Origin of the sequence: Alkalicoccobacillus plakortidis (assembly GCF_023703085.1) — a bacterium.
GTDB classification, from domain to species: domain Bacteria; phylum Bacillota; class Bacilli; order Bacillales; family Bacillaceae_D; genus Alkalicoccobacillus; species Alkalicoccobacillus plakortidis.
The window spans coordinates 170,061-192,311 of sequence record NZ_JAMQJY010000001.1; the positions used below are offsets into that span (position 1 = coordinate 170,061).

At 38.8% G+C, this 22,251-nt stretch carries 27 protein-coding genes and 4 pseudogenes; 23 read left to right on the plus strand and 8 right to left on the minus strand.

Annotated elements, in window-relative coordinates; all coding sequences use genetic code 11:
* Positions 1-8 precede the first annotated feature (8 nt).
* The 14 genes and pseudogenes from sigF to NDM98_RS01070 all read left to right on the plus strand — a co-directional run bounded on the left by sigF (position 9) and on the right by NDM98_RS01070 (position 10,901).
* Positions 9-777 (plus strand): annotated as a pseudogene (gene sigF / locus NDM98_RS01005) (RNA polymerase sporulation sigma factor SigF).
* Positions 778-1,004: 227 nt separating this feature from the next.
* A complete protein-coding gene (locus tag NDM98_RS01010) occupies positions 1,005-1,628 on the plus strand; it encodes a TetR/AcrR family transcriptional regulator (RefSeq protein ID WP_251603516.1) in 624 nt (207 codons plus the stop codon).
* A 52-nt stretch (positions 1,629-1,680) separates the two neighbouring features.
* Positions 1,681-2,421, plus strand: a complete 741-nt coding sequence (locus NDM98_RS01015; RefSeq protein WP_251603519.1) for a TspO-related membrane protein — start codon at positions 1,681-1,683, stop codon at positions 2,419-2,421.
* A 9-nt stretch (positions 2,422-2,430) separates the two neighbouring features.
* Positions 2,431-3,138 (plus strand): alpha/beta hydrolase, encoded by a 708-nt coding sequence (locus NDM98_RS01020; RefSeq protein ID WP_251603522.1) that lies wholly within the window; start codon positions 2,431-2,433, stop codon positions 3,136-3,138.
* 139 nt (positions 3,139-3,277) lie between these two features.
* Entirely contained in the window at positions 3,278-3,859 is a 582-nt protein-coding gene (locus NDM98_RS01025) for a stage V sporulation protein AA (RefSeq protein ID WP_307728583.1), read from the plus strand.
* Positions 3,849-4,267, plus strand: a pseudogene (locus tag NDM98_RS01030) (stage V sporulation protein AB). Before NDM98_RS01025 ends, NDM98_RS01030 begins: the two are co-directional and overlap by 11 nt.
* Before the next feature lie 16 nt (positions 4,268-4,283).
* The gene (locus NDM98_RS01035) at positions 4,284-4,712 is read left to right on the plus strand and encodes a SpoVA/SpoVAEb family sporulation membrane protein (protein WP_251603524.1); all 429 of its coding nucleotides are present in this window, start codon (positions 4,284-4,286) and stop codon (positions 4,710-4,712) included.
* A 55-nt stretch (positions 4,713-4,767) separates the two neighbouring features.
* On the plus strand, positions 4,768-5,778 hold the full coding sequence (gene spoVAD, locus NDM98_RS01040) for a stage V sporulation protein AD (RefSeq protein ID WP_251603526.1): 1,011 nt from the start codon (positions 4,768-4,770) through the stop codon (positions 5,776-5,778).
* 2 nt (positions 5,779-5,780) lie between these two features.
* Entirely contained in the window at positions 5,781-6,131 is a 351-nt protein-coding gene (locus NDM98_RS01045) for a SpoVA/SpoVAEb family sporulation membrane protein (protein ID WP_251603528.1), read from the plus strand.
* A gap of 4 nt (positions 6,132-6,135) precedes the next feature.
* Positions 6,136-6,714, plus strand: coding sequence for a stage V sporulation protein SpoVABEA (gene spoVAEA / locus NDM98_RS01050; RefSeq protein ID WP_251603530.1), 579 nt, complete (start codon positions 6,136-6,138; stop codon positions 6,712-6,714).
* Positions 6,698-8,188 carry a spore germination protein gene (locus NDM98_RS01055; RefSeq protein WP_251603533.1) on the plus strand — a complete coding sequence of 497 codons (1,491 nt, stop codon included), beginning with the start codon at positions 6,698-6,700 and terminating at the stop codon, positions 8,186-8,188. Before spoVAEA ends, NDM98_RS01055 begins: the two co-directional genes overlap by 17 nt.
* 122 nt (positions 8,189-8,310) lie before the next feature.
* Positions 8,311-9,632: pseudogene (gene lysA / locus NDM98_RS01060) on the plus strand (diaminopimelate decarboxylase).
* Positions 9,633-9,743: 111 nt separating this feature from the next.
* Positions 9,744-10,178, plus strand: a complete 435-nt coding sequence (locus NDM98_RS01065) for a peptidylprolyl isomerase (RefSeq protein ID WP_251603536.1) — start codon at positions 9,744-9,746, stop codon at positions 10,176-10,178.
* 486 nt (positions 10,179-10,664) lie between these two features.
* Positions 10,665-10,901, plus strand: coding sequence for a hypothetical protein (locus NDM98_RS01070; protein ID WP_251603539.1), 237 nt, complete (start codon positions 10,665-10,667; stop codon positions 10,899-10,901).
* Positions 10,902-10,962: 61 nt separating this feature from the next.
* Here the strand turns inward: NDM98_RS01070 and NDM98_RS01075 are convergent, their stop codons facing one another.
* Positions 10,963-11,502 (minus strand): hypothetical protein, encoded by a 540-nt coding sequence (locus NDM98_RS01075; RefSeq protein ID WP_251603541.1) that lies wholly within the window; start codon positions 11,500-11,502, stop codon positions 10,963-10,965.
* A 998-nt stretch (positions 11,503-12,500) separates the two neighbouring features.
* On the opposite strand from NDM98_RS01075, the gene NDM98_RS01080 reads away from it, so the two are divergent.
* From NDM98_RS01080 to NDM98_RS01090, 3 genes are all read left to right on the plus strand, one after another.
* Positions 12,501-12,647: a hypothetical protein gene (locus tag NDM98_RS01080; RefSeq protein ID WP_251603544.1), complete on the plus strand. Its 147-nt coding sequence runs from the start codon at positions 12,501-12,503 to the stop codon at positions 12,645-12,647.
* Positions 12,648-12,838: 191 nt separating this feature from the next.
* Complete coding sequence (locus NDM98_RS01085) at positions 12,839-13,249, plus strand: GNAT family N-acetyltransferase (RefSeq protein WP_251608849.1); 411 nt, start codon at positions 12,839-12,841, stop codon at positions 13,247-13,249.
* Positions 13,250-13,385: 136 nt separating this feature from the next.
* Positions 13,386-13,631: a hypothetical protein gene (locus tag NDM98_RS01090; protein WP_251603547.1), complete on the plus strand. Its 246-nt coding sequence runs from the start codon at positions 13,386-13,388 to the stop codon at positions 13,629-13,631.
* A 34-nt stretch (positions 13,632-13,665) separates the two neighbouring features.
* On the opposite strand, the gene NDM98_RS01095 is transcribed toward NDM98_RS01090, so the two are convergent.
* From NDM98_RS01095 to tlp, 7 genes are all read right to left on the minus strand, one after another.
* Complete coding sequence (locus tag NDM98_RS01095) at positions 13,666-13,869, minus strand: hypothetical protein (protein WP_251603550.1); 204 nt, start codon at positions 13,867-13,869, stop codon at positions 13,666-13,668.
* A gap of 14 nt (positions 13,870-13,883) precedes the next feature.
* Positions 13,884-14,054 (minus strand): hypothetical protein, encoded by a 171-nt coding sequence (locus NDM98_RS01100; RefSeq protein ID WP_251603553.1) that lies wholly within the window; start codon positions 14,052-14,054, stop codon positions 13,884-13,886.
* Between the two features lie 197 nt (positions 14,055-14,251).
* Positions 14,252-14,383, minus strand: a complete 132-nt coding sequence (locus NDM98_RS23385; protein ID WP_285803864.1) for a hypothetical protein — start codon at positions 14,381-14,383, stop codon at positions 14,252-14,254.
* Between the two features lie 20 nt (positions 14,384-14,403).
* Positions 14,404-14,577 (minus strand): hypothetical protein, encoded by a 174-nt coding sequence (locus NDM98_RS01105; protein WP_251603556.1) that lies wholly within the window; start codon positions 14,575-14,577, stop codon positions 14,404-14,406.
* 37 nt (positions 14,578-14,614) lie between these two features.
* Positions 14,615-15,145, minus strand: coding sequence for an RDD family protein (locus NDM98_RS01110; protein ID WP_251603560.1), 531 nt, complete (start codon positions 15,143-15,145; stop codon positions 14,615-14,617).
* A 23-nt stretch (positions 15,146-15,168) separates the two neighbouring features.
* Positions 15,169-15,594 (minus strand): cytidine deaminase, encoded by a 426-nt coding sequence (locus NDM98_RS01115; RefSeq protein ID WP_251603563.1) that lies wholly within the window; start codon positions 15,592-15,594, stop codon positions 15,169-15,171.
* A gap of 151 nt (positions 15,595-15,745) precedes the next feature.
* Positions 15,746-15,955 (minus strand): small acid-soluble spore protein Tlp, encoded by a 210-nt coding sequence (tlp, locus tag NDM98_RS01120; protein WP_251603566.1) that lies wholly within the window; start codon positions 15,953-15,955, stop codon positions 15,746-15,748.
* A 152-nt stretch (positions 15,956-16,107) separates the two neighbouring features.
* On the opposite strand from tlp, the gene NDM98_RS01125 reads away from it, so the two are divergent.
* The 6 genes and pseudogenes from NDM98_RS01125 (at position 16,108) to prpB (ending at position 22,137) form a co-directional block, all read left to right on the plus strand.
* On the plus strand, positions 16,108-17,223 hold the full coding sequence (locus NDM98_RS01125) for an amidase (protein ID WP_307728584.1): 1,116 nt from the start codon (positions 16,108-16,110) through the stop codon (positions 17,221-17,223).
* Positions 17,224-17,361: 138 nt separating this feature from the next.
* Entirely contained in the window at positions 17,362-17,634 is a 273-nt protein-coding gene (locus NDM98_RS01130) for a holin (protein ID WP_251603569.1), read from the plus strand.
* Positions 17,635-17,803: 169 nt separating this feature from the next.
* Complete coding sequence (locus NDM98_RS01135; RefSeq protein WP_251608852.1) at positions 17,804-18,430, plus strand: class I SAM-dependent methyltransferase; 627 nt, start codon at positions 17,804-17,806, stop codon at positions 18,428-18,430.
* Between the two features lie 179 nt (positions 18,431-18,609).
* Entirely contained in the window at positions 18,610-19,746 is a 1,137-nt protein-coding gene (gene mmgD / locus NDM98_RS01140) for a citrate synthase (protein ID WP_251608855.1), read from the plus strand.
* 18 nt (positions 19,747-19,764) lie between these two features.
* Positions 19,765-21,205, plus strand: a pseudogene (locus NDM98_RS01145) (bifunctional 2-methylcitrate dehydratase/aconitate hydratase).
* A gap of 23 nt (positions 21,206-21,228) precedes the next feature.
* Positions 21,229-22,137 carry a methylisocitrate lyase gene (prpB, locus tag NDM98_RS01150; RefSeq protein ID WP_251603572.1) on the plus strand — a complete coding sequence of 303 codons (909 nt, stop codon included), beginning with the start codon at positions 21,229-21,231 and terminating at the stop codon, positions 22,135-22,137.
* Positions 22,138-22,251: the final 114 nt, after the last annotated feature.

Sequence of the window (22,251 nt, forward strand, 5' to 3'; positions counted from 1 at the left end):
CTTTGCCTATGGACGTGGAGGTAAAACGTAAAAAGGCTCAGAAAGGTCAGCTAACAGACACAGAAGTCAAAGAGCTCATCAAAGCCAGTCAAGACGGTGATATTGAAGCTCGTAACAAAATTGTCAGTCGAAACACAAGACTGGTCTGGTCTGTTGTTCAACGTTTTATGAATCGTGGTTATGAGGCTGATGACTTATTCCAAATTGGATGCATTGGCTTAATTAAATCCGTTGATAAGTTTGATTTAAGTTATGATGTGAAGTTCTCTACGTATGCTGTACCCATGATTATTGGTGAAATACAACGATTTTTACGCGATGATGGGACTGTAAAAGTAAGTCGTTCCATTAAAGAACTTGGTAATCGAATTCGAAAAATGAAGGACGAATTGACAAAAACCCTCGGGCGTACGCCTACGGTAAATGAAATGGCTAAGCAGCTTGGAGGTTTCACCTGAAGAAATTGTTTTTGCAGGTGAAGCAAGTCGGCCACTTACCTCCATTCATGAAACTGTTTACGAAAACGATGGCGACCCAATCACTGTATTAGATCAAATGGCAGATCAATCAGAAAGTCGTTGGTTTGATAAGATTGCGTTAAAAGAAGTGATAAAGGATCTAGAGGATCGAGAACGCCTTATTGTTTATCTAAGATATTATAAAGATCAAACTCAATCTGAGGTGGCAGAAAGGCTTGGCATCTCTCAAGTTCAGGTTTCAAGGCTTGAAAAAAAGATACTGGAACATATGAAACATGAGATGGATGGATATCAATAAGGTATGGCATACAACGAATGATCCAGATTTCAGGATCGTTCGTTGTTTTGTTTGGTGAAGAACAGGTGAACGTGAAAGGGAAGCGATCTCAACCATCTCCAATGAATTCGTTTATCCTTTTATACCCCCAAGCCGAACACATTTTCTAATATTCTCTCAAAAAATAGGTTTAGATTTGATTGAATTGGTGAATTAGCTTATCATGTGATAAGTGAGGGATCCTAACTATGAAAAATAAAAAAAATGAAGAAACAAAAACAAAGCATGACACCTCTCTCCATATCATTCAAACAGCACACCAGTTGTTTATGGAGAAAGGATTTGCAGGAGTTTCAACACGATTGATTGCAAGTGAGTGTGGCATTACACAGCCTGCTCTTTATCATCATTTTCCGAATAAAGTGAGTATCTATCTTGCTGTGCTGCAGACGGATTTAGGGAAAACGGAAGAGGCCATTCATGCAATTGTTGCGAGTCAGGGTTCGGTGCGAGATGCCCTACTTGAAGTAACCATCTATATATTATTAAATCGTCCGAAGAATTTAGGGCAAATTAATAGTGACATGAAACAACATATGGATCTGGAGCAACAACTCACGATCCGGCATCATTGGACAAGTGCATATCTGACTCCTATCGAACAGTTGTTAAAAGGTACTTTAATAAACGAACGATTAATTGAAGAAGATTCCACCCATCTGGCTAAACTCGCACATGTTTATCTTGGCATGGTTCATCAGCAGCTTCCTGAAATGGATAGACTGGCAAAAGTTGAGGAATCAGATGCACGTAAAAGAGCAGAGTTTCTCGTCAATGTTTATTTAGATGGCATTATGAATAACGGTGATTAAAATCACTTTCTCTCCTTATCACATGAAATAAGGATTAATAGGAGGAAATCGTATGAATAATGTACGAAAACTTGCGTTGATTAATATCGCCGCTTTTATTATTGCTTTAGGAATGAATTACATCTTTCCTTCTTCACAAAATGTAGGTAATGTTGCTGATGCACTAGGGTCAATTATTCAACCTGAAGGCTACGCTTTCTCGATTTGGGGATTTATCTATCTGTTGATCACAATTTGGATCATCCGTATGTTTTTTGCAAACGATATAGAAATAAAAAGCTACAAAAATATAGGCGGCTGGTTTGCTGCTAATATTCTTTTAAATAGCTTGTGGATCTTAGTATTTGAAAATGAATGGATTGGTTTATCTATTTTTGTCATTTTAGGTGTGTTTTTAACTGTCTTAACGATCTACCTAAAAATCGAATCGATCCCAGGCACACCTTGGTGGCATAGACTACCGTTTTCAGCTTATCTAGGATGGATAACAGTCGCGGTTATTGTAAATGTATTTGCTTGGATGAACGCTTCTGGAATTGAGTCGTTTTTGGGATTAGATGAGCTTACATGGACAATCATCATGTTAATTGTTGCAACGCTTGTCACTTTATTTGTGACACTTAGACATCGAGATATCATGTATCCACTTATCGTGATTTGGGCATTCGTTGGAATCATTGTGAAAGAACAAGATAGAACAGGCCTGGTAACACTGTTATGGATCTTAATTGCGTCGATCACTTTGGGTGTTGTCTATCAAATTATCCGCTTCTTTCGATCAAAGACAGCATAAGGAGAACGTATGAAAAAGGTATGGACTAGGCTACTGACAATTGTAGCGGCTATTGTTTTAATCATTTTAATATCTGCTGTAATTTGGGCATCATTTACGTACGATGCAACAGATGCAGCAAAAGAGATGGCTGGGGAAGAAGTAAATCATGGATTGGCGTTTGGAAGCCAAGAGGCTGAAAAAGGGGTTATTTTCTATCAGGGAGCTAAGGTGGAACCAGATGCCTACAATTATTTAGGGCATAAATTAAGTGAAGAGGGCTACTTTGTTTTTATTCCTCAAATGCCATTTAATCTAGCCGTGCTGAGTCCATCCAAAGCGACGTCTGTAATGGAGCAGTATCCTGACATTTCTGATTGGTACATCGGTGGACATTCACTTGGTGGTGCGATGGCAGCTTCTTTTGCGGGCGACCATGAAACTTCGATTGCGGGTTTATTTTTATTAGGTGCTTATTCAGCTAGTGATTTGTCTGAAACAAATCTTTCAGTATTAGATATAGCTGGTGGATTAGATGGCCTTTCAACACCTGAGAAAATGGCTGAGTACGAGGATAACCTCCCTAGTGAAACCTTAAAAGTTGTCATTGAAGAGGGGAACCATGCGAACTTTGGAGATTATGGTCCACAAAAAGGGGATCAAGTTAGTCCTCTAATACCAGAAGAACAGCATGATATTGTTGTAAATGAGCTAGAAGAGTGGCTTGCAAATGAATAGAAGAAAAAACGTATCCGCAAAATTTGTGGTGCGTTTTTTTGTTTTGTCCGAAATATTCGCATGAAGTATAGCAACTCATAGCATACTAATGGAGAAGCTCATAGAAGGTCGTGATAGTTTGGAGGACACAACTCTTTTTTTGCGGATGAGACCGAGGATTGATGCAGCCGTTCAACAAGTATTACAACTAGATCAATTAGCAAAACTGTCTGGAGATCCAACCATCGTGAGGCGAATTCAGCGTTTAGCCATATATCAAATTAATAAAAAAGACGGTTCACGTGTCACAATCGATGTCATGTCGGTGTTAACCTCTATTAGGTCAATCTATCCGCAGTTGGATATTCAGATTATAGGGAGTGTAAATACGGTTGTGTACGTAAGACAACCTCAAAAGACGTTAAGACCACTCTATATTGCGTTAGTGTGGATATTACTATTTGTTGGATCGGCATTAGCGGTCATGAATTTTCATGAGGATGTCAGTATGCGAGCGGTTCATATTCGCCTCTATTATTTATTAACAGGTGATGAAACCCTCTATCCACTTTGGCTGCAAATTCCCTATTCCATTGGGTTAGGGATCGGAATGGTATTGTTTTTTAATCATTTCTTTAAGAAACGTTTTAATGACGAACCTAGTCCTCTTGATGTGGAGATGTTTAATTACCAACAAAACTTAGATCAGTATGTCGTTCAGAAAGACCATCATGATCATTAGTTGGATGATTAGCGTGATCTTGGGACTTGGAGGGGGTTTAGCAGTAGGAGGAGGCCTAGTTGCGTTTATTACCGTTTTAGGAGTAATACCCAGGCTAGCTCAACTATCCCGTTCAGAATCAATGATCCGTTTCTATGAATGGGCCGGTATTATTGGTATTCAAATTGGAACCTGGGCAAGCTTTTATAGCTTTAGTATTTCCTCCATGCGAGGAGTAGCGGCGATTATTGGACTTTTTTTGGTGTTTTTGTCGGCATGTTAGCAGCAGCCTTAACGGAGGTATTAAATGTTTGGCCAATTCTCGTCAAAAGAATGGGTATGGGCTCACAAATAATCTTTTTACTCATGGCCATTGCATTAGGAAAAATAGCAGGATCATTGTTCCAGTGGATTTGGTTTACGTTATAGAAGGGATATCAGATTTATGGCATCAGAAAAGCAAAAACAATATCAGAAAAATATTATGATCTATCAATCCAAGCCTTCCATTTTAAAGTCTGGTGGAAAAGCATTTTTAATTGGAGGACTTATATGTTTAGTGGGGCAAGTGATTATTAATCTTTATGATGTGTTTCTTGTTGATACGAGAGAGGATGCTGTGCAATGGATGCTTGTGACGCTTATCCTTCTTTCTTCTATGTTTACCGGACTTGGTTGGTACAAAAAAGGAGCTGCTTTTTCTGGAGCGGGTTTGCTTGTACCCATTATGGGGCTAACCAACCTTATGACGAGTGCAGGAATGGAGCATCGACATGAAGGCATAATTGAGGGAGTTGCAAGTCATCTTTTAAAACTAGCTTGGAGCTGTTGTTGTTGTAGGAGTTGTGATGGCATATGTGATAAGTGCAGTTAGATTAGTCATTCATGCAATCATCAGGTAAAGATTTGATAAGAGAGGAACCGGAATTATGAAGAAGCTTGGAAAACATACATGGCAGTATTCAAATCCGGTATATATTCAAGCATCCGGTACAGCTGTGGGACCAAATGAGGGCAAAGGACCGCTTGGAAAGTGGTTTGATCAATCGTATCCAAGCTTATATTGTGGAGAACCTAACTTTATGAAGGCAGAACGGCAGCTTATGAAATCAGCTTTCCAGTCTTGTCTCAATAAAAGTGGGATAAGGCAGGATCAAATTGATTATTTTCTAGCTGGTGATTTAGATCATCAATTAACGTCCTCAGCATTTACAGCAAGAGATCTAGAGGTGCCTTTTCTTGGTATGTATGCTGCTTGTGCAACAGTTGCACAAACTTTGATAACAGCCTCTCTGTTAATTGAAACAAAACTCGCCACACATGCAATAGCTGGAGCAAGTAGTCATTACGGGATTGCAGAAAATCAATTTCGTTACCCTACGGAGGTAGCTTTTCAAAAAAAACAAACAGCGCAATATACCGTTACTGGAGCTGGTGCAGCCCTACTTGGTCGCAAAAGGAGCCAGGTTCAAGTGACAACAGCTACAATTGGGCAAATTGTTGATATGGGGATAAAAGACACAGCAAATTTAGGCGCAGTGATGGCACCTGCAGCAGGACATACGTTATTAACTCATTTACGCGAATCGGGACGTCAGTTATCAGATTATGATTTGATTTTAACTGGAGATTTAGGTCGAATCGGCAGTGCGATTTTTCGGAAATGGATGAGGGAGCACGGTTTTAAACTAGATGAATGCCATGAAGATGGCGGGGCGAGAATATTCCGCTCTACTAACGTTTTTTTATCTGGTGGCAGTGGTGCAGGTTGTGCGGCCGTTGTCACCTATAGCTATATCCTTGAAAAATTAAAAGAAGGAAGCTTAAATCGGGTTCTCCTCCTTGCAACAGGAGCATTATTTAGTCAAAACTCGGCAAAGCAAGGAGATACAATCCCAGCTGTTGCGCATGCAGTTGCACTTGAAAGGGTTGAGATGTAGCAATGGAATATTTGATGGCATTCCTCATCGGTGGCAGCATTTGTTTTATTGGACAATGTTTGCTTGTTTTTGCTCGAGTGACACCCGTACAATGCCTTGCCATTCTAGTTATCATTGGTGCTTGCTTAGATGGTTTCCACTTATATGACTCATTGCTTTTGTTATCAGAGGCTGGAGCAATTATTCCTGTTACGAGTATTGGCCACGCTCTTGTACATGGGGCAATGAGTGAAGGTGGAGATCATGGCTTTTTAGGAATAGGGACAGGGTTGTTTACTCTCGCTTCCACTAGTATCTTTTTTTCCATTGTCATTAGTTTTGGAGTTGCGTTGATATTTAAACCAAGGGGGTGAGCCAGTGCAGCAAAAACGAGATGTAATCTATATCACAGATGGAGATGCTGCCGCAAAAAAGACAGTAGAGTGGGTGGCAAGAGAGCTAGGATGCAGAAGCATAAGTGCTTCTGCAGGAAATCCCTCATTTTTATCTGGACAAGATTTATTAACCCTTATTCTCCAAACTCCAGACAAACCTATATTAGTAATGTTTGATGATTGTGGCTATCGAGATGAGGGTCCTGGCGAGGCGTTAATGCGCTTTCTGCATAAATGTGAGGAGATTCAAGTACTTGGAGCTGTAGCCGTTGCCTCCGCAACTCATTCAAGTGAGTGGTCAAATGTACACTTTAGCATTGATCGTTATGGTGAAGTGACCCATTTTGGAGTAGATAAAGAAGGGCTTGCAGATATCGAGATCAATCGAATAAATGGAGACACCGTGTATATTTTAGATGAATTAAAGCTACCTGTTGTGATTGGAATTGGTGATATTGGAAAAATGAGAGGTCAGGATGATGTGAAAAAAGGGTGCCCTGTAACAAAAAAAGCCGTTCAACTGATTCTTGAAAGGAGTGGATACCTTGACACAGGATTATAAAAAGAAAGAAGAGAAATTTTCGGAGTCTTATACAGAGAACCGTGAAAGGTTAAAAGACCGATTAGCATTAGATATTTCATTTGATGTTGGAGTCCGTGACCTGACGATCCTTGGTAAACAAATTGGAATCTATTATGTAACAGGTCTAACAGACAATGAGTATCTGATTGAAATTTTAAAAGAACTCATGGACCTTGACGCTAGAGGACGAAAAACTAGTGATGTTCATAAAGCGATCGAAAATCACCTAACTCATGTTCAAGTTGAGCAGACAGATTCAATGGATGATGCCATTACACAAATGCTTTCGGGTCTTGTTTTTGTTCTTCTTGAAGGTTCAACGAATGTTTTTGTTGTAGATGTGAGGAATTATCCTGGTCGAGGGCCTGAAGAGCCGGATACTGAACGGGTAGTACGTGGCGCAAGAGATGGATATACTGAAAATATAATTATGAATACAGGATTAACGAGAAGACGAATCCGTGATGAACGTTTAAGGCATGAAATTCTTCAAGTTGGCGTTCGTTCTAAAACGGACATTTGTGTTTCATATATAGAAGGAATAGCGGATCCAGATTTAGTGAACATCGTAAAGAAAGAATTAAAAGCGATCAATATTGATGGCATAACAATGGCAGATAAAGTAGTAGAAGAGTATATTGTCAAACAGGGCTATAATCCTTTTCCGCTTGTAAGGTACACAGAGCGTCCGGACGTTGCAGCCACTCATTTACTTGAGGGGCATATTGTATTAATTGTCGATACAACACCGAGTGTTATTATTACACCAACGACTTTATTTCATCATGTGCAACATGCAGAGGAATACAGACAATCTGCGGCGGTAGGTAGTTTTCTACGATTTATGAGATTTACAGGAATCATGTTTTCACTCTTTATTTTACCGTTTTGGTTATTACTCGCTACAAACCAAGATCTTCTCCCGCAATCACTGGAGTTTATCGGTCCTGAGGAAACAAAACATATTCCCATTGTCCTCCAGATTGTTTTTGGTGAAATGGGTATTGAGTTATTAAGAATGGCAGCGATACATACACCTTCACCACTTGCAACGGCATTAGGATTAGTGGCAGCTTTACTAATAGGTGATATGGCTGTCCAAGTAGGGTATCTCACTCCTGAAGTGATTTTGTATGTCTCTTTAGGTGCAATTGGCATGTTTGCGACCCCAAGCTATGAGCTAGGAGTTGCTCTCCGAATGGTTCGCTATCTCTTTTTGTTCTCGGTTGCCTTTTTTAAAGTGCCAGGATTGGTTATTGCCTTTCTAGTATTTGTACTGTTTCTTTGCTCAACCAAACCGTTTAATAAGCCTTATCTGTGGCCGTTTCTGCCGTTCTCTCCTCCAGAAATGTGGCAAATCCTGATACGTGCAACTGTGCCTTCACTTAAGTGGAGACCTTCGATTGTGAATCCACAAGACAAAATCCGTCAAAAGGAAGAAAACTCTCAATAGCAAGGACGAGGAAAATATGATAAAGTGAAATAAAAATGGACACTTGCATAATCGGGAAATGTGAGGACAGTTGGTGGTCGGCATCAGCTGTTTTTCAGCTTGGCAAGAGGAGAGAGGTTAACATGTATTTGCACGGAACAAGTCAAATTAATGTTCATGGTCATCTAGAAATTGGAGGCGTGGATACGGTCGCTTTGGCTCAGGATCACGGTACGCCTTTGTACGTATATGATGTAGCACTCATTCGCCAAAAGGCAACAGAATTTAAAGAGGCTTTTGAGAAAGAAAATGTACCTTATCAAGTCGCTTATGCGAGTAAAGCATTCAGCTGTATAGCTATGTATCAATTAGCAGATGAGCTTGGTTTAAGCTTTGATGTTGTTTCAGGTGGAGAGCTGTACACAGCAATTAAGGCAGAGGTGCCTATGAATAAAGTTCATTTTCATGGAAACAACAAAAGTCGTGCTGAGCTAGAGTTAGCAGTAAAAGCAGGAATTGGCTGTGTAGTTGTTGATAATTTTTATGAAATGACTTTACTTGAAGACATTTGTGCTCGTTTTGGAAAAACAATGGATGTGTTGCTGCGTATCACACCAGGTGTTGAAGCTCATACCCATGATTACATTTCAACAGGTCAAGAGGATTCAAAATTTGGCTTTGATTTAACAAATGGTCAAGTTGACCAAGCGATTAAACAAGCTCTTGCAAGTACCACTATGAACCTGCTAGGTATTCACAGTCATATTGGGTCTCAAATTTTTGAAACAAAAGGCTTTGTTATGGCCGTTGAGAAAATCTTTGAATACATTGAGCACTGGCGTACGGAACTCGAATTTATTCCTCGTGTGCTTAACCTTGGTGGTGGCTTTGGTATTCGTTATGTAGAAGGAGACGAACCATTACCAAGCGGGAGAGTACGTGTATCAAATGATCAAGGTGATGAAGCAATACGCAGAACAATTTGAGATGGCTTTGCCGGAAATTTGGATCGAACCAGGTCGTTCTCTAGTTGGTGATGCAGGCAGCACACTTTATACAGTTGGATCACAAAAGGATATTCCAAACGTTCGTCATTATTTAGCAGTTGATGGGGGTATGAGCGATAACCTACGTCCATCTTTGTATCAAGCTGAATATGAAGGCATTCTTGCAAATCGAGCAAATGAAGAAGCAACAGATACGTTCTCGATTGCCGGAAAATGCTGTGAAAGTGGAGACATGCTGATCTGGGACCTTCCGTTACCTAAAGCAAATCACGAAGATATTCTTGCTGTTTTTTGCACAGGAGCTTACGGATATTCAATGGCCAACAATTACAACCGAATTCCACGACCACCTGTCGTATTTGTAGAAAATGGAGAGGTCCAAGCTAGTTGTGAAAAGAGAAGAGTATGATGATCTAGTCCGTTTAGATGTACCGTTAACTAAAACGGTGGAACTCTAGAAGGCTCATCAGTTCATATTTTACAAAAGATAGTGTACAATAGGTGCTGGCTGTATCATTCAGCAGAACGAACGAAAAAAAGAACCCTTAAAAGAAATGAGGCTGATTTATATGAAAAAAGGACACATTGCATTTGAAAACGGCGAAAAATTAGTTATTGAATTTTATCCAGAAGCAGCACCAGGACACGTTGAGAACTTTGAAAAACTAGCGAACAGCGGTTTTTATAACGGACTAACGTTCCACCGTGTTATTCCTGGTTTTGTTGCACAAGGCGGAGACCCTGCTGGTAACGGTACAGGCGGCCCTGGCTACACAATCAAATGTGAAACAGAAGGAAACCCACACAAACACGTGAAGGGTGCACTATCTATGGCTCACGTTGGTAAAGATACAGGCGGCAGCCAATTCTTCGTTGTTCACGAATCACAACCTCACCTTGATGGCGTTCACACTGTTTTTGGACAAGTGATCGAAGGCGAAGACCTTATTACTCGCATCAAGCAAGGCGATGTAATGAGCGACGTTAAAGTTTGGGAAGAATAAGAGTTAATGTTTGAGACCTATCCTTTGAGGATGGGTCTTTTTTTGTTTCAGAATGGAGAAAAACGACTATTAATTTTAATATGATTAAAATTAATAGTGTAAATCATCACTCACTAAAGCTGATAATATGTATTATGGAAAAAGTATCAAACGAAGCAAAAGATAAAACTTCAGATACGCAGAACAGCGATCAAGTCACTCTATTGATAGAAGTAAATGAAGATGGTTCACCGAGCGATACGTAGGTGCAGGAATGATTAAATCAGTTGCATCTAATGTAAAATGGTAGAGTTTCTCAAAAAAATACAAATCAACTTAATGGATATCATTTATTGGTGCTTTTTTTTGTTCCCTGCAAACTGAATATCAATAAAATACCCCTTACTAGATGGGGCACTAGTCATTTAAGGCAGCATTGGTGTGTGGTTTGGATTCGAATAAATTTAGAAGGAAAATGACCCTTACTGTCGAATAAGGTGGCAGGGGGTGGAAGAAATAGAATTTTACAAACTTCACAGTCATGAATTTTATGAAACGAATCATAATGGCGAAGATTATATATGGGAAGTTAAAGTCATAAACATTCATGGGTCGTCTCATTATCAAGCAAAAATCATTCAAGATGAGTTAGGAATAAAAACAAAGTGGACGGTAGTGCGTGGGGAATATCTTACAGTTGATGTGAATTTAATGATTAGAAAAGAAATTAAGAATTTAAAATAAAATTACCAAAGTTAAATACATAAAAAGAGTGCTACCTACATGGCAGTCCTCTTCATGCGCGTTATCTAAAAATTGATGTTATTAATAATGACGTAAATATAACAAATAAATATATTTTTATTAATGATTTTTGTTTCAAACTAAAACGAGCCATTATTCCTAAAAAGAAAACTAATAATCCTATTAAAATTATGTTAATGGCTAAGAATGGTAAAGAAAGTGAAAAGAAATAATTCCAAAAAGGGAAAAAGAAAGCCACAATTAAAAGAATAAGATATAGGCAATAAACGAATAAATCATATTTCTTAGCTATAGCCGTTGCGCATTCTTTACTAAGCGCTAAATTGTTCTCGTTGCTTGGCTCATTATCTTCGTACTTCATTAAAATTTCTGTGAGCTCCTGTTGTTTTCGGGTGAGAGGCTTTCTTCCTTTTAATTTTTGTGTGACAGTAAGTTGTCTAAGTTCCTCGCTGATGTCCTTAATGTTGCGGAATGTTTTTTCAATATTAACTTTCTTATTATTCATATAGTCGCTTACAGAACCCATTAGAGTTATTTGATAAACAACTAAAAATATATTTAAATACAATTTACGCAGCATGTGTAAATCATCCTTCAAAAATTAGAATGGGTAAATCTTAAAATATTAACCTCTGTATTATATCGGTAAAGGGAATCAAGATGACAGAAGCGTGTATGATTTATAATGTAATGTTTGATCCTTCAAAGAATCAAGAAAAAATGTCTCCGATAGATGATGCACTTATCTATACTGTGTAGAAAAAGTCAGTATCACGTTATCCTAGGAGGGTTAATAGTCGTGACTGAACCTAAGCCTCTGGCAGAGAACGTGACCATATCTAATCAGCTAACATCGTTTGTGTGAGGAAGGTTGGAAGGACGAAATATTCATTTTCATGTTTATTTAGGTAGCATCGTACTTTTACATTATGTTCGGTAAAAGCACGTTCATGAAAAAGAAATAACCTAAAACACCAATCGAAAAACCGACTGCAAACTTTAAAATTGTTTTTGATTTTGTTGACATTATTAAATCACCTCTGATGCAAGGGTAACATAGAATCCGTCTTTACTGATGGGACTGATATAGACAATAAATTGATTGGTAGCAGGAAGAAACCTCTCCCTTGGGGGATGATCACGTTCTTTTTATCGCAAACTGAAGCACGGTCCAAGCGACAGCAAAGCATGCTGAAAAAAGTAACCGATCCAGCAATATTGTTCCGACGCTATCATCAGTGAGAAGCAAACCAAACAGAGTAGAGCAAATTAAAAGGATTGCAAAACTAAGTAAAACGTGAATAAAAAAGCTTTTATATAGCATAATGACCTCCAACTGATTGTTAGCACTCTGTACCCTGACAGGAGCTTACAAAACATAGGAGGATCTACTAAAGGAGACACTCTACTTGTCATAAACTGGACGAGAGGAGTCTAGAACTCTTTGAGATGACAAGGCATAATGGTTCTCTTCTCAGAAAGCTTGGGCTGTTTTTGTGAAGAGGAAAGGACAGAGAAAATAGAGGATTTTAAAGATTATTGTCGAAAGTAAGTTTGTTAGCTTTGGGGGTGAATTGAATGAATGCAAAAGTAATTACGGCAGCCACTAGAAAAGGATTTGAGACGAAGATAAATGAGGCTTTAAAAGAGATAGGGGATCGTTATGAGGATCTAAAGTTTACTGATAAAAGTAGCGATTATGTAGCAGTTATTTTATATAAATAATTAATCACTACGGTAAGAGGTGGTATTTATTTCCCATTTAAATTACAAATAAAAAGGAATCCATATATTTTTGTCGAATACCATATAGTATTCCAAAAGAAATAGTCGGAGGTCATGTTTTGTTACTTTATTATTAATCTATATCTTCTACCTAATCATCAAAAAACGAGTCAATTAGGAGCTGATATATGATGATCTATAAAAACAGTGTTGAGAAGATTTCGCCTGAGATGTTAAAGGGATTTTTTGTGGATTGGCCAGACCATCCTACGCCAGAAACCCACTTAAAACTGTTACTAAACAGCAGTCATGTGGTTATTGCGTTAGATGAAAATACAAACAAAGTCGTTGGCTTTATAACAGCCATAAGCGATGGTGTTTTATCTGCCTACATTCCATTCCTAGAAGTATTGCCAGAGTATAAAAACAAAGGCATTGGCAAGCAGTTAGTAGAACGTATGTTAAATGAGCTTGATCAAATTTATATGGTTGATTTGTGTTGTGATGACGACTTAGTTCCTTATTATGAGAAATACGGAATGACAAAATCAAATGCGATGCTCATCAGAAATTACACTATGCAATCAGGTAGTACAAACTAATGAAATGATAGAAAAACGTTTGGATGATGTCCGAGCGTTTTTTAATCATTTTATTAATGACTTTTTAAATGTCTCTCTTTCGAAACGTTACATTTTAAAAAAGGTTTATGTTAGGATCGGGATGAGAGGTGAGAGTTTGAAGTTAATTGCTAAGTTCTGGCCGTTATTTGCGTTTATAAGCATTGCTATTATTATCATTAATTTCTTTACGGAAATTGCGTACTTAGATGGGGTGTGGTATCTACTAGTCGCCACCACATATGCATTAATCTTCTTGGATATTCATGTTCATTCAAAAAGCAATCTTAGTGGATGGTGGTATATTTTAGGTGCTGCTTGTATTATATCGCTTGCAGTTGTTGGAGTCATGCGATTTATGTAAATGGGGCTTGCGCAGTGCGCTTGTCTTTTTATTTTTATGAATGATATAAGTGCTCTTCTAAATAAGCCTCCCTTTTTTCGTCTGCTTTATGTGTATAAATGATACTTGCGATAATCGGTACAAACCATAATTCAAAATCAACTATAGCAAGAGGGATAGCTATTAAAGCAAGAAAAAAACAAGGGAGTATATGCATACTTGCTCTAAAATAGATCTTTGCTTCTTCTTTTTTTGACATGGGAGTGCCTCCAATCAATTTTTGAATCTAATTTGATTCTTTTTCTTCTCAAGTAGACCTAAAGCAAAAAAGCATACTGCTAATCCAAATGTTGAGAGATAGAAAAGAGGATCTGAGGTTGTTACTACTTTAATGATAGCAATAAGCAGGAAGATGACAGAAGAAATAAAGTATAACTTACGCATCGACACACTCCTTAAAATACGTATTATGGATTAATTATACAGGTTCTTGATAATAATTAGAAGGAAAATCATAAGAGTCTTTGAAATCAGGTGTTAATAATTATATTATGTAAACTAATATCTTAGTAGCCAACATAAGTTATATAAAAGTAGAGCAAGTAGACACTGTAGGCTGTCTACTTGCTCTGTTTTTAAAATTAATTTCGATTGTACTTACTTAGAGCTTTTATCCCTTTAAAAACGACATAAAAAATTACACATAATACAGCAAAGGCAATAAGTTGAAAAAAGATTGAACCAAAAGGAACTTCGATCATTGTTTCGTTCATCAATTGACCTCCAAGAGTTATTAAGATAAACCTTTTTCTTTTCCTCGTTCTTTTGACTCCATCATCCAAGTTAGCCCTGCACAAACGCTTAAACCAATAAAGGAAATATAACTGAGTGGCCTACCATCAAGTACGAACAATATAATAGCTATTATTAAAAAGAAAAAGGTAGAAAACATGTACATTTTCTTCAAAGTAATACCTCCTATATTAAATTTAAAATTTTGAGTATTATTGATTCGGTCGTGTGTTTTCTCTTATCACATACGTTTTGGTCAGTAGGTCGTACAAGGATTGTTTCTTTTTAGTGAAAATCGCTGTACCGATATAAATAAACATAAGTAAATAGACCAGTCCGCCGATTAGGTAATACGTGACAGGAACATCCCCATCACCAATTGAGACAAGTCGATAAACAAGAAAGTGTGACAGTTCCCATGGTAAGAATTTTAAAATAGTTCTGCATGTTATACGAAAAACAGACGGAGATTCGCCATTTTCTCCTACTACTTGGATGCGAGCTTTCTTTTTACCGAATGACTGTCCGATTATGTTTGAATCACTTATGATGAAATAAATAGAAATAGGTAAGGTGACCATTATAAATCCTGTTAGCTGAGCCGTGATCAGTGAACCGGAAAAAAAGTTTTGTAAGCCAGGAAAAAGGAAGACATTCACGATAAATAGAAGCACTAAGTATAAAAATAATAGGATGTAATCATACATAAAAGCTTTTAATCGAATGAAAAAAGTCGCATTCACTCCAACACCTCTTTCTCATCAAATTAGTCTTCTCGTGAATATTTAAATGGAAGTAAGGATTGAATGGGCACCTTTATAAGAGAACGGCCTTCCTCAATAATAACCATGCATTTTGGAGAATAATCAGCAATTAATTCTCGACAAATCCCACATGGACTCACAACTTTTACTTCTTGGTCTTGTTCATCTGAGGATGGATGTAAAACAGCAACAATTGTAGTGAACTCCTTTTCTCCGCTTGAGATCATGCTTCCGATGGTTATCGCTTCAGCACAAATAGCAACTCTACCGATATAGGCTTCAAGATGAACCCCAGATATGATCTTACCAGTGCTTGTGCGTAATGCAGCTCCAACATGATGTTTGTTTTCTTCATAGAGATTGGAGATTTTTTGCTTTGCTTCCTCAACTAACAACAAATCGTCTGGATTTAGTGGCACTGTCTTCATTTTATTTCACCTCTTTTTAACAGTAGCTTAATTTCATTAATATGGAAAGGGTAATTGATAAGTATTTAACCTGAATTTGATATCGGTTACAATGGTAGTGGTATAAAAAAAGGAACCATCTAGTTTTAGATGATTCTCTCGTCTTAATCCTTTATGATTCGTCTTCAATCTCATGACGTAAGCTGTTTATGCTTGTTTCTCTGCGTTTGTTTTTGTCTGTGATGTCTTGTTTATCGTGATCATCCATTTCGTCACCATGTGCAGCGATAAAATGCTCTGTCTCGTTGATTTTTTGCTCGGTGTGATTAATGATTTCCTTTATTTTTTGCGCGTTATCTGTACGATTATCTGGATTAGCCATATTAAGAACCTCCTAGGATTAAGGTGTTTTTAGTATGGCTTGTTGTATCATAAAATATGTGTAAAGCGTGTAAGAAATCTTAACAAACGAACACATGAGTTCATGGGTTTTCGTTATGGTTAAAAGGAAGTATCAGAAAGGAGTGTCGTGTATTGACTCAACTTCGTGCGTACATGGATCAATCCGTCCACGTACATCCAACGGCAAAGGGAAAGCTGAATGAATTAGTATTTGCGGTTAAGGACGTTTTTAATGTAAAAGGAGTCATATCAAGCGTTGGTAATCCAGATTGGTTACATACACATAAACCAGCAAAAAGTCATGCGAAGTCGATTGAACTCTTATTAGAGCAAGGAGCTACCTTAAAGGGCACAACACATACAGATGAACTTATGTACAGTTTAAATGGAGAAAATGCTCATTATGGAACTCCGTTAAACCCAAGTTTGCCTGGACATATCCCAGGTGGATCTTCAAGTGGTTCTGCTTCAGTTGCAGCTGCTGGAGATGTTGATTTTTCAATAGGAACGGATACGGGTGGTTCTGTTAGAATCCCAGCAGCTTATTGTGGGATCTATGGAATGAGGCCCACTCATGGTGTTGTTCCGATTGAAGGGGTTATTCCATTGGCCACTAGCTTTGATACAATAGGTTGGATGGCGAGGGATCCAGAAATTTTGGAGCGAGTCGGTCAAGTACTTTTACCCAAACAAAAGAATACAGGTGATTTTAATCGAGTTCTTTTACCTGAGGATGCCTGGTCTTTAGCAGATAAAAAGTGTGTGGAACAGTTAACACCTCTTGCTCAAATAATAAAAGATAGTATGGGTGAGGAAGAGACGATTCAATTATCACATGAAGGGTTAAACAGTTGGAAAGAAACCTTTAGGATTGCACAAGCGTTTGAGGTATGGTCTGCTCATGGGCAATGGGTGAAAGCTGCTCAACCTCAATTTGGGCCAGGTATAGCCGAACGATTTGCCATGGCGGAGACCATCACCAAAGAGATGTATAATCATGCTTTAAAGGAATTGGCAGCTGTACGTGAGAATATGGTTGGACTACTTCCAGAGAATACGATTATGATTGTGCCAACTGTACCTGGCCAAGCACCACTACTCAATCTTCCAGAAGAGCAAATTGAACAGAGAAGATCTCAAACATTACAATTAAGCTGTATTGCAGGCTTAGCTGGATTGCCGCAGATTACGATTCCAGTACAGACTAACGATGGACCAGTAGGGCTTTCATTGATTGCTTGGGGCTAACCAGGATTTACGACTATTACGACTTGTGAATCAACTGATCAAAGAAAAACGATTGGTCTAATTTTATAGTAGCTGCTCCATTCGCCGTCTCCCTTTTAATATTTTTACATGTACTAATAAAAAAGGGGTTCTGCTAAAATGGAGATCATTCTCATGCTAGCTACAGTTATTAGTCCTGTTGTCCTTGCAATCATTGAATTGCTTAAACGAACAGTGAATCTGCCTAAACGCTTTTTACCTTTAATCGCTGTTGGAGTTGGTTTAATTGTCGGGGGATTGTCGTTTCCGTTTACTGATTTGGATCTTGCTATGCGCTTATGGGCAGGAGGTCTTGCAGGATTATCAGCTACTGGTTTGTTTGAAATAAGCAAAAATAGAGAAGGATCAACCTTCGACAAACACGATGAATGAATCAAATAAACAGCGAGTTTTTCTCGCTGTTTTTCTCAAGTGGTTAATCAAAACATTAAAGAAAGTGAGAATACATATATGATTCCTTTAGTTTATGATCAAGTAAACAGCTTGGGGAAAAGATGATGAGTTTTTCCTAGAACTTCTAAAACGTACAAATGCGAAACAAATCGCTGATCTTGGCTGCGGCACGGGTCGCTTAACTACATATTTTGCAAAAGCGGGCTATCAGATTACAGCCATTGATCCTAATGAAGAAGCGATAGAAGAAGCAAAAAGAAAGCCACATGTTGAAGGTGTTACGTGGATTTTAGGAGATAGTAAAGATCTCAAAACCAATGAGTACGATGTGGTTATTATGACGGCTAATGTGGCTCAGGTTTTTCTGACAGATTCAAGCTGGCAAGAGATGATTTCTGATGTCTATCGGGCATTAAAACCAGGTGGACATTTTGTTTTTGATACTCGGAATCCACTCGCAAAAGTTTGGGAAGAATGGGAGAAAGACACCACGCCTGATCTTGCGGAACATCTGGAGACAGGTGAGCAACTGGCGATTTATACAGAGTATGAGGGGTTTAGCGAGGACGTATTTACGTTTTATGAAATTGTGAAAAATGTCCAAACAGATGAAGTACTTATTCATGAAAAAATGCAACTACGTTTTAGATCGCAAGAAGATATCACTGATACATTATTGCAAGTAGGTTTCACAGAGGTTCAAGCATACGATGATTGGCAATTTAAACAAGCTCGCTCAGAAACAAGATCGTTTGTTTTTCAGGGTGTGAAGTAAAAATGATTGGTAAAAAGCGTATTCACTTTATATTGAATACGCTTTTTTTATTGTGAGAATTAGTCGGAATTTGTTGAATGATCAATCGAGTGTTGAGCCTTAATTTCACCTATGTTAGAGTGAAAGAGGAGAGAAATGAAAGCGCTTTATTTAAATCGTTATACGGTTTCTGAGTTTTGATAAAATGGGAGGGATTCTATTGCGAAGCCGAACCATTGTTCAAACCAGGATTGCAGGATGTAGTCGCACTTGAGACTTCCATCTCCTTCCTTGACACAGAAAGTGAACGTATTTTGATTAAAGGCTTTGATTTAATTGAATTATCACAAGAAATTGGTTATGTGGAAATGATTCATTTATTACTTGAAGGTAGTTTACCTGATCGGGTGCAAACAGAGAACATTAGCCAACGATTAAACAAGGAGTGTGATATTGCAGAAGAAGTCTGGACGATCTTGTCACAGTTGCCACAAACAACACATCCAATGGATGCACAAAGAACCGCGCTATCAGTGCTTGCAGGTTTTGATGCTGATTTAGAGGATCGTTCGGTACAAACCAATGTCAAGCGAGCCTACCAACTCTTGGCGCAACTACCTGACTTGACAGCCAATTCGTATCATCTTCTTCAAGGAAGGGCAAGAATTGTTCCAGATTCAAGCTTATCTTACACTGCAAACTTCCTATACTTACTAACTGGTCATATTCCATCAAAGCTTGAGGAACGTATTTTTGATCTGTCGTTACTGCTGTATTCAGAGCATGAGTTACCAAATTCCACGTTTACTGCACGTGTTATTGCTTCTACATTATCAGATATGTACGGAGCTTTAACAGGGGCAGTCTCATCACTAAAAGGACAACTACATGGTGGAGCTAATGAGGCAGTGATGAAGCTACTACTTGAGGTTGATTCACCAGTTGGCTTTGTCGAATTACTGCAGGAGAAGCTTAAGAATAAAGAAAAAATTATGGGATTTGGGCATCGTGTCTATGCCAAAAAGATGGATCCAAGAGCCTTGATTATGAAGCGTGCCCTCGTCGATCTTAGTGAGCACCGTGGAGATGATCGTTTTTTGCAGATGTGTGAGGCGGGGGAGGCACTAATGGAGAAGGAGAAGGGGCTTTATCCAAATTTAGACTATTATGCTGCACCTGTTTATTACATGCTCGGTATTCCTATTGCTTTGTATACACCGATATTCTTCTGTTCAAGAACGGCAGGACTTACAGCTCACATCATTGAGCAGCATGATCATAACCGGTTATTCAGACCGCGAGTTCATTATACAGGCACAGCTTACAGCTCGCTGTAGCACAGAAGGAGGATTTTTATGACAATGGTAAACCAAACAAGCACATCTGATTTACTTTTAGAGCAAATTGCTGACTATGCACTGTCTAAGCGAACATTTAGTCAGGAAGCGTATGCAACAGCTAGGTACGTGCTTGCAGATACACTTGGCTGCGGAATATTAGCATTAAAATATCCTGAATGTACAAAACTACTTGGTCCGGTTGTTACAGGTACGGTTGTTCCAAATGGGTCACGTGTTCCAGGTACAGCTCATGTATTAGATCCAATTCGAGCTGCTTTTAACATTGGGACAATGATCCGCTTGGTTGGATTATAATGACACGTGGCTTGCAGCTGAATGGGGGCATCCATCTGATAATCTTGGGGGCATATTGGCAGTAAGTGATTATCTTAGCCAGGTGCTTGTATCAGAAGGCAAAAAACCAATGCAGCTCAAAGAGTTGCTTGATTACATCATTAAAGCACATGAAATTCAAGGTGTACTTGCACTTGAAAATAGCCTAAACAGAGTTGGACTCGATCATGTTTTATTCGTAAAAGTGGCGACCACTGCGGTCACGTGTGCAATGCTTGGTGGAACAAAAGATGAGGTTATGAACGCTGTCTCACATGCTTGGATAGATAATTCTAGTCTTAGAACCTATCGTCATACTCCAAACACCGGATCGCGTAAATCTTGGGCAGCAGGAGATGCAACGAGTCGTGGAGTCTTTTTAGCGATGACTGCCTTAAAAGGTGAAATGGGTTACCAAACAGCACTAAGTGCACCAGGATGGGGTTTTCAGGATGTCTTGTTTAAAGGGGCAGAGCTTGTATTATCACGTGAGTTAGATGATTATGTGATGAATAATGTGCTGTTTAAAGTATCTTTCCAAGCTGAATTTCATGCACAAACTGCGGCGGAATGTGCAATTGAATTGCACGATGATGTGGTAGACAGAATCAATGAGATTGATCGGATCGAGATACAAACGCATGAATCGGCAATCAGAATCATTGATAAAAAAGGACCGCTTCATAATCCTGCAGATCGAGATCATTGCTTGCAATATATTACAGCGATTGGTCTGTTAAAAGGGTCCATTACTGCGGATGATTATGAGCAAAAGCAGGCGGACGATCCACGTGTTGATAGGCTTCGTGATCACATGCATGTGATTGAAAATAAAGACTATACATCCGATTATCTAGATCCAAAGAAACGGTCCATCGCGAATGCTGTCCAAGTATTTTTTGAGGATGGCAGTAAAACATCCTGGGTCGAACGAGAATACCCGCTTGGACACCGCTTTAGACGGGAAGAAGCGATTCCTCATATCGAACGTAAATTTGAACATAATTTGCGAGTGCACTACACTAGTAAACAAAGTGAGCGCATCCTTAAGGCTTTTTCCACTCAATCTGATTTAGAAAGATTAAGTGTGCCAACGCTTGTTCAATTATTTGTTCCATCGTAAAAAAGAGAAAGGGAGTGCGAGAGATGGCGTGGATTGTGAACCAAACAAGAAGTCAAAAAGAGCTAGCAGACGAGTTTAGCAAGTTAGTAACTGATCCAACGATATTGCAAATTCCGGGATCCCATGACCCAATGGCAGGATTAATGGCCAAGGAAGCAGGGTTTTCCTCATTGTATTTATCAGGTGCGGCCTATACAGCTAGTCGAGGACTACCGGACTTGGGTATGATTACATCAACTGAAGTAGCAGAGCGAGCTCGTGACATTATTCGAGCAACAAATTTACCGTTATTAGTAGATATTGATACAGGTTTTGGTGGCGTCTTAAATGTTGCGAGAACGGCAGTGGAAATGGTTGAAGCGAACGTTGCTGCTGTGCAAATAGAGGATCAGCAATTACCTAAAAAATGCGGACATCTTAATGGCAAACGACTCGTTTCTACGGAGGAAATGGCTCAAAAAATACAGGCAATTAAACAGGTCTCTCCTTCACTATATGTAGTCGCCAGAACGGATGCCAGAGCTGTTGAAGGAATAGAAGCTACGATCATTCGTGCGAAAGCGTATGTAGAAGCAGGAGCAGATGCAATATTCCCAGAAGCCTTAGAAGGTGTCGATGAGTTTCAATGGATGGCAGAGCAGATTCATGTACCGCTACTTGCCAACATGACGGAATTCGGTAAAACCCCTTACTACAGCGCAACCGAGTTCAGTGAAATGGGTTTTCAAATGGTGATATATCCTGTAACCTCAATGCGAGTTGCAGCTAAAGCGTATGAGGAAGTGTTTGCTCAGATTCGAGATACTGGAACGCAAAAACATAGCTTGGATCACATGCAAAAGCGGAGTGAACTCTATCAAACCATTTCATATGAACAATTTGAAGAACTAGACAAAAACGTAGCGAGAACGGTTTTATCAAAGGATCAATAAATGAAATGTAAGGAATCACACATAGTGGTTCCTTATTTGTGTGAGAAATTTTTTATAATACGAAGGCATTGAGGAGCTAGTCGAATCAAGCAATCTAGAACACGAGGCGATACA

What these genes read in the sequence shown, in the direction of transcription:
- NDM98_RS01010 (WP_251603516.1), top strand. Translation starts at nt 1,005, where the DNA reads ATGAAAAATAAAAAAAATGAAGAAACAAAAACAAAGCATGACACCTCT.
- NDM98_RS01015 (WP_251603519.1), top strand. Translation starts at nt 1,681, where the DNA reads ATGAATAATGTACGAAAACTTGCGTTGATTAATATCGCCGCTTTTATT.
- NDM98_RS01020 (WP_251603522.1), top strand. Translation starts at nt 2,431, where the DNA reads ATGAAAAAGGTATGGACTAGGCTACTGACAATTGTAGCGGCTATTGTT.
- NDM98_RS01035 (WP_251603524.1), top strand. Translation starts at nt 4,284, where the DNA reads ATGGCATCAGAAAAGCAAAAACAATATCAGAAAAATATTATGATCTAT.
- spoVAD (WP_251603526.1), top strand. Translation starts at nt 4,768, where the DNA reads ATGAAGAAGCTTGGAAAACATACATGGCAGTATTCAAATCCGGTATAT.
- NDM98_RS01045 (WP_251603528.1), top strand. Translation starts at nt 5,781, where the DNA reads ATGGAATATTTGATGGCATTCCTCATCGGTGGCAGCATTTGTTTTATT.
- NDM98_RS01065 (WP_251603536.1), top strand. Translation starts at nt 9,744, where the DNA reads ATGAAAAAAGGACACATTGCATTTGAAAACGGCGAAAAATTAGTTATT.
- NDM98_RS01075 (WP_251603541.1), bottom strand. Translation starts at nt 11,502, where the DNA reads ATGCTGCGTAAATTGTATTTAAATATATTTTTAGTTGTTTATCAAATA.
- NDM98_RS01080 (WP_251603544.1), top strand. Translation starts at nt 12,501, where the DNA reads ATGAATGCAAAAGTAATTACGGCAGCCACTAGAAAAGGATTTGAGACG.
- NDM98_RS01085 (WP_251608849.1), top strand. Translation starts at nt 12,839, where the DNA reads ATGATCTATAAAAACAGTGTTGAGAAGATTTCGCCTGAGATGTTAAAG.
- NDM98_RS01095 (WP_251603550.1), bottom strand. Translation starts at nt 13,869, where the DNA reads ATGTCAAAAAAAGAAGAAGCAAAGATCTATTTTAGAGCAAGTATGCAT.
- NDM98_RS01100 (WP_251603553.1), bottom strand. Translation starts at nt 14,054, where the DNA reads ATGCGTAAGTTATACTTTATTTCTTCTGTCATCTTCCTGCTTATTGCT.
- NDM98_RS23385 (WP_285803864.1), bottom strand. Translation starts at nt 14,383, where the DNA reads ATGAACGAAACAATGATCGAAGTTCCTTTTGGTTCAATCTTTTTTCAA.
- NDM98_RS01115 (WP_251603563.1), bottom strand. Translation starts at nt 15,594, where the DNA reads ATGAAGACAGTGCCACTAAATCCAGACGATTTGTTGTTAGTTGAGGAA.
- tlp (WP_251603566.1), bottom strand. Translation starts at nt 15,955, where the DNA reads ATGGCTAATCCAGATAATCGTACAGATAACGCGCAAAAAATAAAGGAA.
- NDM98_RS01130 (WP_251603569.1), top strand. Translation starts at nt 17,362, where the DNA reads ATGGAGATCATTCTCATGCTAGCTACAGTTATTAGTCCTGTTGTCCTT.
- prpB (WP_251603572.1), top strand. Translation starts at nt 21,229, where the DNA reads ATGGCGTGGATTGTGAACCAAACAAGAAGTCAAAAAGAGCTAGCAGAC.